A 13,880-nucleotide genomic window follows, 5' to 3' on the forward strand; every position below is an offset into this window, starting at 1 on the left:
CGAACCTACCGTAAACTTAGATTTTTTAGGCATCTTGAAGGTTTTGCTGGCAAAATGCAGACAATCAACTTGCAACGGCAGTTGTCGGCCAGAAGCGGTCGTATAGCAACATTCATTTTTTTGACCTGGCTACTCAATCATCTAGAGGTAGAAATGGCATCTTTACTACATGAGGTTTGGGAGGAGGAAGATGGAATAACGGTTTGTATTGCTAACGGGAGTCGGCCGGAATTTATGACGGCTGATGCTCGATTTATTGCAACGTTTGAAGCATCTTCCTGGACAGAAGCAATGACAAAGTATTATGAAATGTACGATTTTGGAGTTTACAAGCCCTTCGATTCATCCTCAGAGCCTTACTCCGAAGAGTCGAAAGCTCGCCAAATCGATCAGTTAAAAACGCGTCAAATACGACTGACTTAAGTTAATCTTGGACATGTCGGTTACGTCTGCTTCGGGGCGGAACCTGCCAACGACGGCAACCGGCCAAAAGCGGTCGTTCCACACACCCTTAATTTGACGGTATCTCATGATGAGCAATGTGCTATCTGTCAACGAAGTAATCGACCGCGCAGATGAGCTTGACGGTAAGCCGGTCGAAATCGTTGGTTTGCTGACGTTTGAATTTGAGAATCACTCTCTCGGCCATTATCCAAAGGCAGAGCGACGGGAGATCACGGAAGCGGTAGATCCTCCGTACTATCAATCCAGCGTTTGGATTACCTTTGGTGCAGGAAGTATCCAGCCGAATCAAGAAATGCTCATGCGCTGGCAGGGAAAACGCGTCCGAATTTCTGGGGTTGTTCGTATGCCCCAAGGGCCGTTTGGTTGCGGTCATTTCAGCGGCTGGGGATGCGAAGTTGAGGCTTACACGATTGAACGTCTCTGAACTTCTGCAATGTGACGGAACCTGGCAACGACGGCAACCGGCCAAAAGCAGCCGTTGCCAGAGATGGCTTTCCGCAGTTCCCTTCTGCCTGAATCGCGACCATGAAGAATCAATACCGTGTAACAAAATATGAGCCATCGCTGAGAGATGCGACAGGCGCATACACAGGTTGCGATTGGACTTCGCGATCTGATATCGGACGGGTGGTTGACGGTGGGATGCTGTCTGAGGCGGTATATCTGAATGTTGAAAATAGCTACCTGTCTGCTATGAAAAGTTTCCTGGATGAGGCAGGTATCGAGTCATTGGAGTTGACGGCATTGGAATGTCGCGACGCCACCGCAGATGGCTTTCTGCACCGGGGGAACCTATCTATTGCTCGAAGCCTCGATTTCGCGCGTCTAGTCCTTCGCGAAGAGGCCTGGGGAAAACTCGTCGTGCCAGGTAAGGCGTATGTCCACTTTGGCTATGACTACTACATGTACATCGGAGTACCCTCGAAATGCGAGCGATCGATTGCCATCGCACGCGATCTAGGTCTATTTGTCGAACGAGTTCGCTCGCCTTATCTTCGTCAACAGCCATTCAGAGAAGTTACCCGCTGACTCCGTAGAGGTCCGCATTTCAACGACGAATTGGGAGGAACGAACGGCCGCTTTGGGGCGTTTCCTGCCCCTCAGTCAGGATAGGTAATGTTGCATGACAGCCAGCCGATAGACTTAATCCTTAAAGACCGAACACAATTTCCGCTTTTGATCCGGCCGTCTGATCTGCATCCGGCATCCAACGCCCATATACCCTGGCAATCATTGTCCAGTCAGCATGCCCCATCTGTTTCGCCACCCACATAGGGTGTTCCCCAGCCGACAACATCATGCTGGCGTAGGTGTGCCGCGTCTGATAAGGGTTGCGATACCGCACGCCAGCGTTTTGCAGGATGCCGGTCCATAAAGTCTTGCGGATCGGCTGGTCCCCCTCCCAGCGCCGCTCCAGGCGAGGATTTTGAAAAACTTCTTCGCCCTTCGCCCACGTGAATGCCTTTTGCTCCTGCAGCGCATGCATAGCACGCTCCAGAAGCTTGACTTCGCGGCGACCGGCGTTCGTTTTCGTGCTCTCTGCCGCTTTGGAGTGCTGCGTGAGGGCACGCGTCACCATCACGACGCCCCGCACGAAGTCCACATCGGCCCAATCCAGTGCCACCAGCTCAGACGTGCGCAGGCCTGTCCAGAATGCAAACTGCAACAGGTTGCGCCCCTGGCCGGTAGCCTGCGCCAGAATCGCCGCCTGCTCCTCCTTCGTAAATGGGTCGATATCGTCTTTCGATTGCGGCGCCTCGACTTTGGAATAGCACCAGCGCGCCAGTGGATTGACTTCGATCAGCTCGTCCTCTATCGCGTCGTCAAGCGCCTTGCGCAGCACGCTCTGGATGTTGGCCATGGTCTTGTTGGTCGCGTTCATGGGCTCCAGCTTCGTCCGCACGTCTTTCTTGCGCAGCGCCGACAGCATGATGGTGCCGAACCAAGGGATCAGTTGGCCAACGACGATCTTGCGATAGCCATTGTACGTGCTGGCCTTGAGGTGCTTTTTTTGCCTGTCGAGCCACTTATCCAGAAACGCCTCGATGGTCTGCACGTCGCCGACCTGGTCGGCAAACTTGGCGGCATTGGACGATTGCGGAAAGGTGGCCGTGTAGTCAAAGCTGTTGGTGGCAATCGCGTGCAGGATCGCCGCTCGATGGTTCTCGGCCCGTTTCAGGTTAGCGGAGGTGGGCTTGAGCGCGATCCTTTCCCGGCACCTGGTGCCGCGATACATGAAGGTGATTTCGATGCTGCTTTCCGATGCAGCTTTAACACCTCTCCCGTCTCTACCCATGATTCATACCCTTTCACGTCAATTAAAATTCGATTGTCTGGTGCCTTGATCCAGACGGCATCTTTCGGCCAGATCCCGTCCCGGATCTTTGTTCTGATCGCGTCAGGCGTGTAGCCTGACTCGCTTGAAAACTTCGGTATGGTCATGTAGCGAAGCATTCGCTTTTCCTTTTCAAACTGGTATCGTTTTGTGAGCACATCATCAGTCCGTGCAGCCGCAATCCGTCAGCGCATCGTCGAACGGGAACAGCTCCCCGTGATTCATAGCCATGTCATACATCGCCTGATAGCTGGGCCTGTCCTTGCGGAACCAGCCGCCAGCACCCGATCCGGCCGTTTGGGCGTTCTTTTCCTGCTGTATCCACCACAGCGCGCGGCTGGGCTTTTCGCGGATCAGGGATAGCACCTGGTTGCCGCCTTTCAGGAAGCACAGATCGCAGTTACCGTGCATCGTCTTGCCGCTCATGTTCGGCAAGCCCAGGTCAAAATCTTGTGTTGCCCAAAACGCGCTGACATCGGCCACGGTCAGTCCGGCCGCCGCCAGGGGCGCTTCTTTCACTTCGTGCTTGCCGTAGTCCTGATTCGCCAGCCGCGCCACGCGCAAGGGCTCGTCGGCGCGCATGCCGATAAACGTGGTCCACTCGACCAGGCCTATCGACTTCAAATAGCGCTGCATCGGGCGTACCTTGAGTTCCGCCGTGCAAAAGCGCGCTACTGGGTTCGGGAGGAATTTCTTTTCGTCGTGCAGATCGGCGAACGGTTCGCCGCGGCGGCTGGCCGTAGCAAAGTCCACGATGGCAAATTCCTTGCCGCGCGCTTCATTGCGAGGACGGTTTTCTATCCAGACGATGGGAACGCCCCAGCGCTCGCCGCAGTCGCGCACGAATTCAAGAGTCGCCTCCTCTTCCTTGCCGGTGTTGGCGAAGCACACCACGACGTCAGCCGGCAGCGTGCCGCCGTAGGCTTGAAGCGTCATCCACAGCATCATGCCGCTGGTACGGCCGCCGCTGAACGAAATGACGCCCGGGCCATCGAACAGGAATGGACTGTTCATGCGGGCACCGCACAGCGTCGAGCCAGGGCCACCAGCCAATGCGCCAGCTCGGCGGGCGTGTGCTCGCGTTCTGCCTTACCGCATTCCGGCCGCCAGCCTGGATCGCCCTTCCGGCGACGCTCGCCGGAGCGGTTGCGGCCGGACGGGGCGATCACATGCGAGGCGTCGCCCAGGACGATGGGCATGGCCGGTATTTGAGCTGGCGCACAGCCGACGATGTACAGCAAGGTGGCTTTTTCCGCGCGGTGGCCAAACGAGCTTTGGAAAATTGGGAGCGTCCAGCCGCCAAATTTGTCCCGCTCGCCGATCGCTGGCAAGCCGCAGTGTGGCCAGAGGGTCGAGCGCTTCGGGTGCTCAAGCACGCCGCCGAACTTGCGCACCTGGGCGACGGCCCATACTGCAAGTTCCTTTTCGTCCGGACGCGGCTTGGCCAGGTGGCGCAGCGTGCCCCAGGAGCGGCACGGCGGATGCGCTACCACGGGCACACCACCCGGCCAGGTGCGGGCGTCGCGTTCCGCATCCCAGGCATCAACCGCCGGCATGGTCTTGTAAATGGAATTGGCGCGCACGAACAAGGCCGCCACGGCCGGTACTGAGCGTTCCGCAGTCATGCTGGGCACCCGACGGGCGCGGTTGCCTTCTTGACCGCTTCGATTGCGCCCAGCGGCACGGCGCGGAACATGCCTGGCCACTGATGGTCCAGTTCCACCCACGCATGCAGCTCGCCATTGCCCACGTCGCGGCGCAGGTCGTTGACGGTGCCGGCCTGGTAGCCTTCGTCGGTATCGAACGTCACGCGGTCGCCCAGGGCGATTTGCCGCGGCGAATTGGTCAGGGTGGTCAGCATTGCGGTGCTCCTTTCAGTTTGGCGGTAACGCCGCACACGCCGTAGCGGTCGATGGCGGCGTCGATCACGTCGCCGCTGGATGCGGCAACCTCAAAAAATTCAAAGCGTTCGGTTTGCGTGCGAACGATCACGGCATAGGTGCTCATGTGCCATTTCCTTCATGGGGTGGGGTGTCGGGGACGATCAGCCGGGGCCACGGGCAGGCGTTGACGGCCGCCCATGCGGCAATCAGTGCTGCTTTGGCCTCGTCGGGCAGGTCAGGTATGGGCGCCGCCGGCGGCATGGCCGGGGCAGGGCGGTCGGGGTGCGTACAGTTATTTACACGAGTCCGAGGAACGGCAACCCCAACAGCCACCGCGCGCCCGCCTGTGGCCTGTACCGGCGTCCACGTATGGCGCACGGACTTGAAGACCACTCCAATGAGGTCGCTGCAGCGCACGCCGTAGGGCGTGGTGCGCAGCGTTTCGCCGTAGCGGCCGATGACGGTCTTTTCGTCCTTGGCCAGGGTGACGACCAGTTCCTTGCGCGGCACCAGGGCGCCGCCCTGGGCGCGCAGGTATTCGGCCCAGCAGGCGCGCTTTTCGCCGTCGATTTTTTGCACGGCGTCCCAGGCGCGGCGCATGGCGGCCGGGGCTTCGTTGAGCATGTTCTCCTCGATGCGGCGCAGTTCGCGCCATACGGTGACGGGCGCACCGCCCCATTGCTGGAATTGACGGATGCCCCAGCACGCGGCCCAGGATTCGACGCGCGCCGATGGCGTCAGCTCGACATCGCCTTCGGTGTCGGCCGTGACAACGTAGCCTTCTTTCGTCTTGTGCTCGGCCACGCCGTCGATGTTCTTGGCCACGTACTTGGCGATGTAGCCGGCGGCGCTGCCCTTGGCCCAGTCGATGCGTTTCACGTCCAGGCGGCGCGCGAAGGCGCCCGGTTCGCCACGGTCCACGCGCCAGGCGTAGCGCTTCATGATGCGGATGGCGCGGCCGGCCACGTCCTGCAGGTGGGCCGCCTTGTATTTCGCGGTGGGGCGTACGAACAGCAGCAAATGCCAGTGCGGGCAGCCATCGTGATGTGGCTCGGCGATGCGAAAGCCGTACAGGCCGATGCCCCGGCGCGCCAGCGCGGAGCGGCACAGCGATGTCATCTTGCCCAGGTAGGCGTTTGCCTCGCGCGGCGTGGAGCCGTCGAACTTGTCGTTTGGCTTGCCGCTGTGCTGCATGGCGTGGAAGCGCGATGGGCACGTCCAGGTGATGAAAATGCCCTGGTCGCCGCACTCGCGGGCGATCTGCTCAAAGCCGTTGATGCGCAACATCAGTTCGCCGCGCCGGATGGCTTTATTCGCGGTCGTTTTCTCGGCCAGCTCGGCGATGCTGAATTGCTGGCCGTTTTCGTTCTGCACCAGCGTGGCTGCCAGCGCTGCCGCATTGCGGCGGTTTTGCGCAAGGCGCGACAGCACGGCGTCGTTGCTGGCGTAGGGTTCGCCGCGATAGTTCACGTACCCCAGGCGGATATTGCCGGCTTCAAAGGCGCGCTTGACGCGCTTGCGCAGTTGGCGGCGCCACCAGCGGGCATCCACCAGGCGGGCGATGGTGTCGGCCAGCGCGTCGAACTCGGGCAGCTCGATGCCATACGAGGCGCATTCGTCTTCCATGATCTGCAGGGCGTGCGTGTCGGACACTGCCATCCACAGCATTTTGGTCACGCCGGCCGCCGCGCGCTCGGCGGTGGCCACGATGTCGGCGTCGCTCTGCGACAGGTCGACGCCGGCCGGCACGTATTGTTCGGCGAACTCGCGCACAAAGCTGCTGGCGACGGATTCATAGACTTTGTACCAGGACGACCAGGCCATCTTGGCCAGGGCCGCGTTGATGACGCGGTTGCGCCACTTGAACGGAATGCGGGCCAGCTCGGGCGCGAACTGGGCGGATCGCAAGAAGGCTTCGTGACGCTGCGGGGCAGGCAGCAGGATTTGTTTAGATTGCATTCAACAGTCTTTCGTACACACGGATAGCGGCAGAGGTGGCGGCGCGCAGTTCGATGCGCTCTTCCTCGGTAAATGAATGGATGGGCGATTCCCAGCGGTCGGCGTCCATGCCGGCGGCAATCAGCACGGAGCGGCGCGCGCCACGGGGTGACAATCCCCAGGCCTGGGCCATGAAGGGCGCCAGGTTGCGCGGCTTGATGCTGCGTAGCTGGGCCTTGGCTTCGGCGATGGCGGCCAGCGCATGCCCGGCGCCCGGCGGCGTCGGCATATCCTTGTCGCGCGCTGCCAGAATCTCGGCGGCAGGCTGGAACGACAGGTGATTGTCGATAAGGGACGCCGGCATGGTTCAGTCCTTGATGAAGCCAATGGCCCGCAGCACGCCGGGGGCAATGACGATCAGGAGCGACAGCAGCCAGATGCCGCAGGTTTTGGCCAGGCGCAGCATCAGCGTGCCCCTGGCTTGAGAAATTGTTCTGCCCAGTACAGGAGCGTGTGCGATGCGCCGCAGCAGTGGCGGGAACCCGCTTCGTTGGCGAAAAGGTAGTTCACCTCGATGGGCAGCTTGCCGACCAGGGCGCGCTGCTTGGCTGGCGCGAAAAAGCCGTCACGTTCCAGTGCCTGCGCATCGCTGACGATGAAGGTCAGATTGGCAGCGCCGTAGGCGTGATAGGTCTTGGCGATCTCATGGATGTGGGCGGTCAGCGCCGCGATGCCGATGCCCGCGCCAGCTTGCAGCAGAAAACACGTTGGTGCCACGGGGACAATACAATTTTGCAAGGTCGGGCGGATCGTGCTTGATGACATGGATTGGTCGGCATGGCTGGTGGCGTGCAGCGTGTTTTCCATCGGTTTTCCTTATTTCAGGTTGAACGAATCCCGCACGCTCAAAAAGGAACGCAGCAGGGCACAGCAAAAGAGGGGGAGTTACAGCGGCCGGGTTAAGGCGGCGCGAGGATCGGGATAGTCATCAGCAGCCCGCCGTCAGGTCGAGGGCCAGCTGGCTGGTGGCTGCCGCGCGCGCATGCTGGGACATCGGGATGCGGATATCCGGCTTGGGCATGGCGGACAGCGAGAGGGTGCGCAGTACTTCCAGGCCTGCCACGAAGGAGTGCCCGCATTCGGGGTTCTGGCACATGTAGGTGATTTCCTTGAACATGGCGGACATCGTGCGGCTTTTGACGGCGCGGACGGTGTATTCGCAATGCGGGCAGGGCAGGCCGATGACTCTCATTTCAGCTTTCTTTCCACTTGGTACAGGGCGCGACCGCGACCTGTCATGTTTTTCGACTGTATGCGTAAGCGCGACTTGACGAGCCATTCAGCCGCCTGATCGATACTTGCCAGCCCCTGGCGCTGGCGCACGAGTTCCAGCACCGCGCGCTCTTCGTCATTGAGGTGAATTTGATGGTCTGGCATTTTCTGTAACTTTAGAGTTGCTCAAAAGTGACTCGGTTTAAACGCTGCGACGCTGTACGCTGTCGATAGTGGCGTCATCCAAGGCGATCACGGCCAAGGCTTCCCGCATCACGATCTGGCGCACCAGCACCGCAAGCTCTTCGCCCTGGTAGTTGGCGATTGAGGAAACAAGCTGGTGCTCGTAATCATCCAGGCGCAGCGCAACTGTATGTTTGCGAATACGTTTTGCATCGGGGTACATGACGTGGTCCTTAGTGGGTGGATTTGGATGCGAGTTCGCGCTTGTAGTCGGCGAGGCCGCGCAGGATCAGGAGGCGAAGGAGCCATGCGCGTGACCGCTGTTGAGCTGCTGCTAGAGTTTCGATTTCCTTTACCTCGTCAGGAGCCAGGCGAACGCCAAGCGGCTGGGAGGTGACGCCTTTGGTAATGCGTCCGACTTTTGACAAGTTTTTCATAATGTTATGATGTGTAATCGCTACAGGATGGCGTAACTATAGTATGTCAAAACATACTTGTCAAATTAGATGTATGGATAAAAATATTTTTGGTGATAGGTTAAGGCAAGAGCGAACACGTTTGGGCCTTACACAAGAAGCGTTCGCGGCTGTTGGTGGCGTGAAAAAACTCGCTCAGATTAACTATGAGCAAGGAAAGACCTTGCCTGATGCTGGCTACATGGTCTCATTGGCAGGCATAGGGGTAGATATCTCGTATGTGATGCTTGGTGTTCCGACAAGTAATTCTTTAACCGACGATGAGAACGAGCTGTTAGCGGGTTATCGGCGGTTAGATTTGCGCGGGAAAGCACGCGTGTTGGGAGTTGTCGAAGGGATTGCTGATGCACCTCCTACCGCGGTAGCTAAGTCTGCAGAGCGGCATACTCAAGTTATTGTTCATGGCGAGATTGGTCAGCAGATCCACGGGAATATAACAGCACCACAAACGATCCATGTCGGTCGTAAAAAAAAATGATCAATGCCTTGTAATGGTCGATACAAAGCACGCACCGTTTGGTTGTACCGTACAGCGGATTATCCTCTACTTTGTAATATGCATGGTTGCCTTGTGTTTTAAAATGATAGAAAAAACATTCGTTGAACTAAATTAACTGGAGGTTTCATGGCACTAACAGACGAAATTCAGGCGACTAGAAAGAGAGTTGTGACCGATGGATATGAGATGTCACTCGGTGAAATTATCAACTTATACAAGGACGGAGAGCTTGTTATTGATCCAGTCTTCCAACGACTTTTTCGTTGGGAAGATGAGCGAAAAACACGTTTTATTGAGTCGTTAATTCTTGGAATTCCAATTCCACCAATTTTTGTCTATCAGGATGAAAACGGAGTGTGGGAGCTTATCGATGGACTTCAGCGCCTATCAACGGTGCTTCAGCTTACTGGCGATCTCAAAGGTGAGCGTGCTGACCAATTAGGGCCTCTAGTTCTGAATGGAACTCGCTTCTTGCCGAGCCTGGACAAAAAACGTTGGAAAGAATCTGCTGCAGGTGCGGATGACGGGATTGGACAAGCTCTGCAAATAGAGATGAAGCGTGCACGAATTCGTGTGGAAATTCTTAAGGCCGATAGTGACGTTGCCGCGAAATTTGAACTCTTTCAGCGTCTAAATACAGGTGGTGCCGGCCTGTCCGAACAGGAAGTTAGAAATAGTATGGCGGTTTCCTTAAATCGGGAATTTTACAATTGGTTAATGGATCGTTCGGTTGATGCTTCCTTTTTAAAAACTACAGATCAAACTGGTGTTGCGATAGAGTCACAGACCGGTGTGGAATTAGCATTGCGATTTTTTGCATTTAGAAATGTTCCTTATGTAGCCGGTTTAGATGTACATGAATATCTCGATGATGCCTTGATAAAAATGGCAACCGATGATAATTTTGATATGGACTCTGAAAAAGAGGTATTCTCTAAAACATTTAGGTTCTTAGATGATGCTTTAGGTAGCATGGCATTTAAACGATGGAACGGGGCCAGTTTTTCCGGGAAATTCTTAATTTCTGTATTTGAAGTGATGGCTACTGGGGTTTCTTTAAATCTTGCTCAAATCGAAGCCATGACACCAGTAGAACGTCATGCTTTCCTTAATGAAGTCGCTCGAAAGCTGTGGGCAACAGAGGCCTTCACACAGAGTTCTGGCGCTGGCATAAGAGGTACCACACGTCTCTCAAGACTTCTACCCTTGGCGGCTATTTTCCTGAACCCAACAGGCCCTGGCAATGTCTGATATTAAAACCTTAACCCAGCTTCAGGATACTCTTGATAAAGAAATGGGGTGGAGAGTTAAAGAGATAGGCGCATTTAGATTCGTGTCTAAATCTGATGGGCAGGAAAAGAAGTTCTTCATTCGGGCTGGTGTGGCGATTCTTTATGCCCACTGGGAAGGTTTTGTAAAAAACGCTTCCGAACATTATTTGAATTATATAAATAATCAAGGGCATACATATAAGGAACTGCAAAGTTGCTTTTCATTATTTGGTTTGAAAGGTAAGTTGCAGACTCTTGCGAACTCAAGAAAATCGGCGCCAAATCTTGAGGCATTTAATTTTATATTTTCTGAGCTTGAGAAAAAGGCAAATTTGAATATGTCGTCAGCAATTGACACAGAATCAAATTTGACTTCAAAAGTATTTTCTAATATTGCTTCATCTTTGGATATAAGTACAATTTCTTATGCGACTAAATTTAATCTTATCGATGAAAGTCTTGTGAATAAGAGAAATAAAGTTGCGCATGGCGAATATCTGGATTTGGGTGGCCGGGAATTTGGTGAGCTCGTCGATGAGATTTTGCAGTTGATGCGCGAATACAAAACTGACATAGAAAATGCGGCTTCGACGAAGAAATATATAAGACCGATTCCGGAATTGTTGCAAGCATAGCGGGAAATCCCAATTGAAAAATTATCCTATTCTCCTTGTGATTACCGCGGATCTTTGCTAGGGTTTCTCTTCATGCTCGCAGATGATATCCCGTACTTCCTCAATTGTTTTCCAAGCATGCAGCGCCGCCCGTTTCGCGGCCTGCTTGCTCTTGTAAAGATGCTCCAACGTCTTGTGGCAGCGGGGTCAGGTCTGCCATTCGGTCACGATCTCAGCCTTGACGTCCAGACTCACAGAAACGGTGATCCATTAATTGTCGATACGGCTCGATTAACTATGCTGCTTATGTGTATTGACGCCCAGCTTACGCAGCGACTTCAGCTTTGGGGTTCGCATAGCTGGGCCTGTGTCGGAATGGCAGATCTGACCCTCGACCTTGCAGATTATTTATTTAGAATTATTTTATGGGAGGAGGTTCTGCATCTTGCAAGAATTCGTGTAGTTCTTTTGTTGCCTTTTTAATATCTTCTGTGTACAAGTCAATAGTTTCAAAATCAAATGGTTCTTTCCCATGCACTAATTGATTTCTAAATCTGCCTAATTCGGATATGTGCATCAAAATATCTGGTGGAATATCTTTATTTAAAATTCTTAATACACGTAGTGGGGATAGGCGTGCTGCGCCGTTGATTTCTGCATAATTATTAATAAATACTTCTAAATCCACCCATAATTTTATGAATTTGCTAGCGGATTCATGTCTTTTCTTGATCGCTTCCTCGCTGGAGATGGTTGCGAAAGTAGACATTCCTATTGTTCGAATTTTTTCAAACACCATATAGCGATCAGAATTTCCAGCGATTACTTGATCGATTACTTGCTCCGCTAATGGGCGCCGATCAAGATCAAAATGAAAGGCAGAAACATAGCTCCTAATATGATCTGGTGTGTTGAGGCTCAATTCGTTTAACAATTCAAAAAGCAGGTCAACCCTTCCGACTTGATGCTCGTCGAAGTTTCTAACGTCGAATTTTTCTCGTGCCATGTCCACAAGTGAGGCTGCAAGGTCATAATGAGTGGAGTATTTTCTACCATGCTCCGAGACTCTGCGTTCCATCGCTCGCTGTAGCCGTTCTAAAGCAATTTCGCCAGCAAGAACCAGTCCGTTTAGCTCATCAAGAATCGCATATTCATCTTCGGATAGTGTGCCCTGCATAGGTTTGTACACGAGATCATGCTCTACTTCAGACCATGCATGCATTAGGACAGATGCTACCTGTATTTCTATCTTTGCATTTGAAAATCGAATTTGAGAACTAGTTAGATTTTCCTCTTTGATTTGCACTCGATAATGCGTCGCACCATAACCAGAAAATCTCTTCATGTAGCTTGATGGTGCTTTATCTGGAAACTCTTTTGGTTCTTCTATTATTGTAAATAGAGATTTAATGAAAGAATTGACTTCTTTTCTCTGTCCGGGGAAGTAAAGTGCTACTCTTACACCTGCTAAGTCAGCTACATCCTCATAGATTCTCTCGATACTATCATACTGTTTTTTGACTTGGCGATGGCGCACTTTAGCTTCAAGTGGTCGTATGCTCTTCGCCCTTGAAGTTACGATTGCTCTAACGCCCGCCGATTGTAAATTGGAATCAATAAGTTGAGCCGCTAGCCGACACGCTTGCTCGTAAAAATCAAATTCTTTTCCGTATCTTTTAATAAAATCCGAAACCAGATCCAAGAGAAACTCCGTATGTGTGTATAAAACGATTTTCAATAATTTTCACTCATCAGTATGATTGGTCGAGTGATATTGGTCAACTTGCTGGAAAGATTGACTTTCTTATTTTGTTAATATTTCGTCTAAATTTTATTGGTTTTAACTATACTATTTTGTGAGATTTTTAAAAATTTGATTCTTGCATCCACGTATGCGGGGCGGCTTGTTTTACAGCGCTTGCTCTTTACGATGCTCCAACGTCTTGAGCGTTCCTGTACCCCTAGCAAGCTCCTGCTTCGCCTTTTTCTATTTCGCCACCACGTTCTTCACTTGGCCACCATGCTTGTGATGCCTTCGTCCGGGTCTTCCCTTTTTTTCCTCGCGCTTGACCCAGACCGCTTCCGGCTTCGTCTCAAATCCCACGCGGGTGATGATAGGCTAGCGGGACCAAGTTTGCCATTCGGACGCGATCTCAGCCTTGGGGTATAGGCTCAAAGCAACTATGATATATTAATTACCAATGTGGCTCGTCTAACTATGCTGCGTATGCGTAATGACGCTGAGCTTACGCAGAGACTTCAGCTCGGGGTTCGCATAGCTTGGGCTGTGTCGGAATGGCAGGCCTGCCCCTCAAACGCGGTGAATAAATCAAAACTGCGCTAAGTTGACATGAAGTTCAAAAGGAAAAAATCAGCTCAATCCAAAGAGTCTAAGCCGACCATACTTGTAACCAATCTAAAGGTATTCATGAAGAAAATTTTTCGATCTCATCGTCTGAGCGAACTACCAGAGAAGCAAGGCGTACTAGTCAATCCCTTTCTAAACATTGCACGGCAACCGAGAGACACTTCTCCCGAACTACACGAACTTGCAGATGCCTGGTTCGGACAGCAGTTTGGATTGCATTTTCGAAGTAAGACCTTGATTGGCAGTGGTGATCGCGACCAAGCGAAACGCTACTGCGATGAAAAACACGTATTGGTTTCTATCGAACCAATCGGTGATTATGCGTTCTGCTATTCACCTATGTGCCGCGACATGTACCTTTATTTTAAGGGTATCGATAGCCGCAGGTGGCAACAGGACCAAGTGTGGCAGGAGATGAATGCGCTGCAGTATCAGCTAGTCAAAAATGCATCTTGGGACGTTGCAGTGGACAGTAAATGCGAGATCATGATGTATGCCCAAGCATTCAAATATCAACGTGAGGAATGAAGCGCTGTTGGCCGTAGTAATGTCTAAAATTTAGGTCATTTCATAGTT

The 13,880-nt window shown here is 53.3% G+C and carries 20 protein-coding genes; 7 read left to right on the top strand and 13 right to left on the bottom strand.

What is annotated here, in order from left to right; genetic code table 11:
• Positions 1-54 precede the first annotated feature (54 nt).
• The 3 genes from FG13_RS30250 (at position 55) to FG13_RS25555 (ending at position 1,494) form a co-directional block, all read left to right on the top strand.
• Positions 55-423 (top strand): hypothetical protein, encoded by a 369-nt coding sequence (locus FG13_RS30250; protein ID WP_152598860.1) that lies wholly within the window; start codon positions 55-57, stop codon positions 421-423.
• A 106-nt stretch (positions 424-529) separates the two neighbouring features.
• Complete coding sequence (locus tag FG13_RS30255) at positions 530-889, top strand: hypothetical protein (RefSeq protein ID WP_152598861.1); 360 nt, start codon at positions 530-532, stop codon at positions 887-889.
• Positions 890-990: 101 nt separating this feature from the next.
• On the top strand, positions 991-1,494 hold the full coding sequence (locus FG13_RS25555; RefSeq protein ID WP_035825583.1) for a hypothetical protein: 504 nt from the start codon (positions 991-993) through the stop codon (positions 1,492-1,494).
• Between the two features lie 121 nt (positions 1,495-1,615).
• Here FG13_RS25555 and FG13_RS25560 read toward each other — a convergent pair whose 3' ends face one another.
• From FG13_RS25560 to FG13_RS25610, 12 genes are all read right to left on the bottom strand, one after another.
• Complete coding sequence (locus FG13_RS25560; protein ID WP_035825585.1) at positions 1,616-2,761, bottom strand: Arm DNA-binding domain-containing protein; 1,146 nt, start codon at positions 2,759-2,761, stop codon at positions 1,616-1,618.
• A 201-nt stretch (positions 2,762-2,962) separates the two neighbouring features.
• Positions 2,963-3,814: a phosphoadenosine phosphosulfate reductase domain-containing protein gene (locus FG13_RS25565; RefSeq protein WP_051959458.1), complete on the bottom strand. Its 852-nt coding sequence runs from the start codon at positions 3,812-3,814 to the stop codon at positions 2,963-2,965.
• Positions 3,811-4,425: a hypothetical protein gene (locus tag FG13_RS25570; protein ID WP_200880272.1), complete on the bottom strand. Its 615-nt coding sequence runs from the start codon at positions 4,423-4,425 to the stop codon at positions 3,811-3,813. Before FG13_RS25570 ends, FG13_RS25565 begins: the two co-directional genes overlap by 4 nt.
• On the bottom strand, positions 4,422-4,661 hold the full coding sequence (locus tag FG13_RS25575) for a hypothetical protein (protein WP_051959459.1): 240 nt from the start codon (positions 4,659-4,661) through the stop codon (positions 4,422-4,424). Before FG13_RS25575 ends, FG13_RS25570 begins: the two co-directional genes overlap by 4 nt.
• The gene (locus FG13_RS30750; protein ID WP_175539401.1) at positions 4,655-4,807 is read right to left on the bottom strand and encodes a hypothetical protein; all 153 of its coding nucleotides are present in this window, start codon (positions 4,805-4,807) and stop codon (positions 4,655-4,657) included. Before FG13_RS30750 ends, FG13_RS25575 begins: the two co-directional genes overlap by 7 nt.
• Positions 4,804-6,642: a replication endonuclease gene (locus tag FG13_RS25580; RefSeq protein ID WP_081922714.1), complete on the bottom strand. Its 1,839-nt coding sequence runs from the start codon at positions 6,640-6,642 to the stop codon at positions 4,804-4,806. Before FG13_RS25580 ends, FG13_RS30750 begins: the two co-directional genes overlap by 4 nt.
• On the bottom strand, positions 6,632-6,985 hold the full coding sequence (locus FG13_RS31025; RefSeq protein ID WP_034745810.1) for a hypothetical protein: 354 nt from the start codon (positions 6,983-6,985) through the stop codon (positions 6,632-6,634). Before FG13_RS31025 ends, FG13_RS25580 begins: the two co-directional genes overlap by 11 nt.
• Before the next feature lie 101 nt (positions 6,986-7,086).
• Positions 7,087-7,488, bottom strand: a complete 402-nt coding sequence (locus FG13_RS25590) for a hypothetical protein (protein WP_035825586.1) — start codon at positions 7,486-7,488, stop codon at positions 7,087-7,089.
• A gap of 121 nt (positions 7,489-7,609) precedes the next feature.
• A complete protein-coding gene (locus FG13_RS25595) occupies positions 7,610-7,873 on the bottom strand; it encodes an ogr/Delta-like zinc finger family protein (protein WP_034745818.1) in 264 nt (87 codons plus the stop codon).
• The gene (locus FG13_RS25600) at positions 7,870-8,058 is read right to left on the bottom strand and encodes a hypothetical protein (RefSeq protein ID WP_035825591.1); all 189 of its coding nucleotides are present in this window, start codon (positions 8,056-8,058) and stop codon (positions 7,870-7,872) included. The genes FG13_RS25595 and FG13_RS25600 overlap by 4 nt, the downstream gene beginning before the upstream one ends.
• Positions 8,059-8,095: 37 nt before the next feature.
• Positions 8,096-8,299 carry a hypothetical protein gene (locus FG13_RS25605; RefSeq protein ID WP_035825594.1) on the bottom strand — a complete coding sequence of 68 codons (204 nt, stop codon included), beginning with the start codon at positions 8,297-8,299 and terminating at the stop codon, positions 8,096-8,098.
• Positions 8,300-8,309: 10 nt separating this feature from the next.
• Entirely contained in the window at positions 8,310-8,513 is a 204-nt protein-coding gene (locus FG13_RS25610) for a ribbon-helix-helix protein, CopG family (protein ID WP_081922715.1), read from the bottom strand.
• A gap of 73 nt (positions 8,514-8,586) precedes the next feature.
• On the opposite strand from FG13_RS25610, the gene FG13_RS29710 reads away from it, so the two are divergent.
• The 3 genes from FG13_RS29710 (at position 8,587) to FG13_RS25620 (ending at position 10,957) form a co-directional block, all read left to right on the top strand.
• Complete coding sequence (locus tag FG13_RS29710) at positions 8,587-9,030, top strand: helix-turn-helix domain-containing protein (protein WP_035825598.1); 444 nt, start codon at positions 8,587-8,589, stop codon at positions 9,028-9,030.
• Positions 9,031-9,177: 147 nt separating this feature from the next.
• Entirely contained in the window at positions 9,178-10,302 is a 1,125-nt protein-coding gene (locus tag FG13_RS29715) for a GmrSD restriction endonuclease domain-containing protein (protein WP_081922716.1), read from the top strand.
• The gene (locus tag FG13_RS25620; RefSeq protein ID WP_035825600.1) at positions 10,295-10,957 is read left to right on the top strand and encodes an MAE_28990/MAE_18760 family HEPN-like nuclease; all 663 of its coding nucleotides are present in this window, start codon (positions 10,295-10,297) and stop codon (positions 10,955-10,957) included. The genes FG13_RS29715 and FG13_RS25620 overlap by 8 nt, the downstream gene beginning before the upstream one ends.
• 397 nt (positions 10,958-11,354) lie before the next feature.
• Here the strand turns inward: FG13_RS25620 and FG13_RS29720 are convergent, their stop codons facing one another.
• Positions 11,355-12,638: a RelA/SpoT domain-containing protein gene (locus FG13_RS29720; RefSeq protein WP_081922862.1), complete on the bottom strand. Its 1,284-nt coding sequence runs from the start codon at positions 12,636-12,638 to the stop codon at positions 11,355-11,357.
• A gap of 726 nt (positions 12,639-13,364) precedes the next feature.
• On the opposite strand from FG13_RS29720, the gene FG13_RS30265 reads away from it, so the two are divergent.
• The gene (locus FG13_RS30265) at positions 13,365-13,832 is read left to right on the top strand and encodes a hypothetical protein (RefSeq protein ID WP_152598862.1); all 468 of its coding nucleotides are present in this window, start codon (positions 13,365-13,367) and stop codon (positions 13,830-13,832) included.
• The last annotated feature ends 48 nt before the right edge of the window (positions 13,833-13,880 follow it).

Origin of the sequence: Janthinobacterium sp. RA13 (genome assembly GCF_000745325.1) — a bacterium.
Lineage (GTDB): Bacteria > Pseudomonadota > Gammaproteobacteria > Burkholderiales > Burkholderiaceae_D > Janthinobacterium > Janthinobacterium rivuli.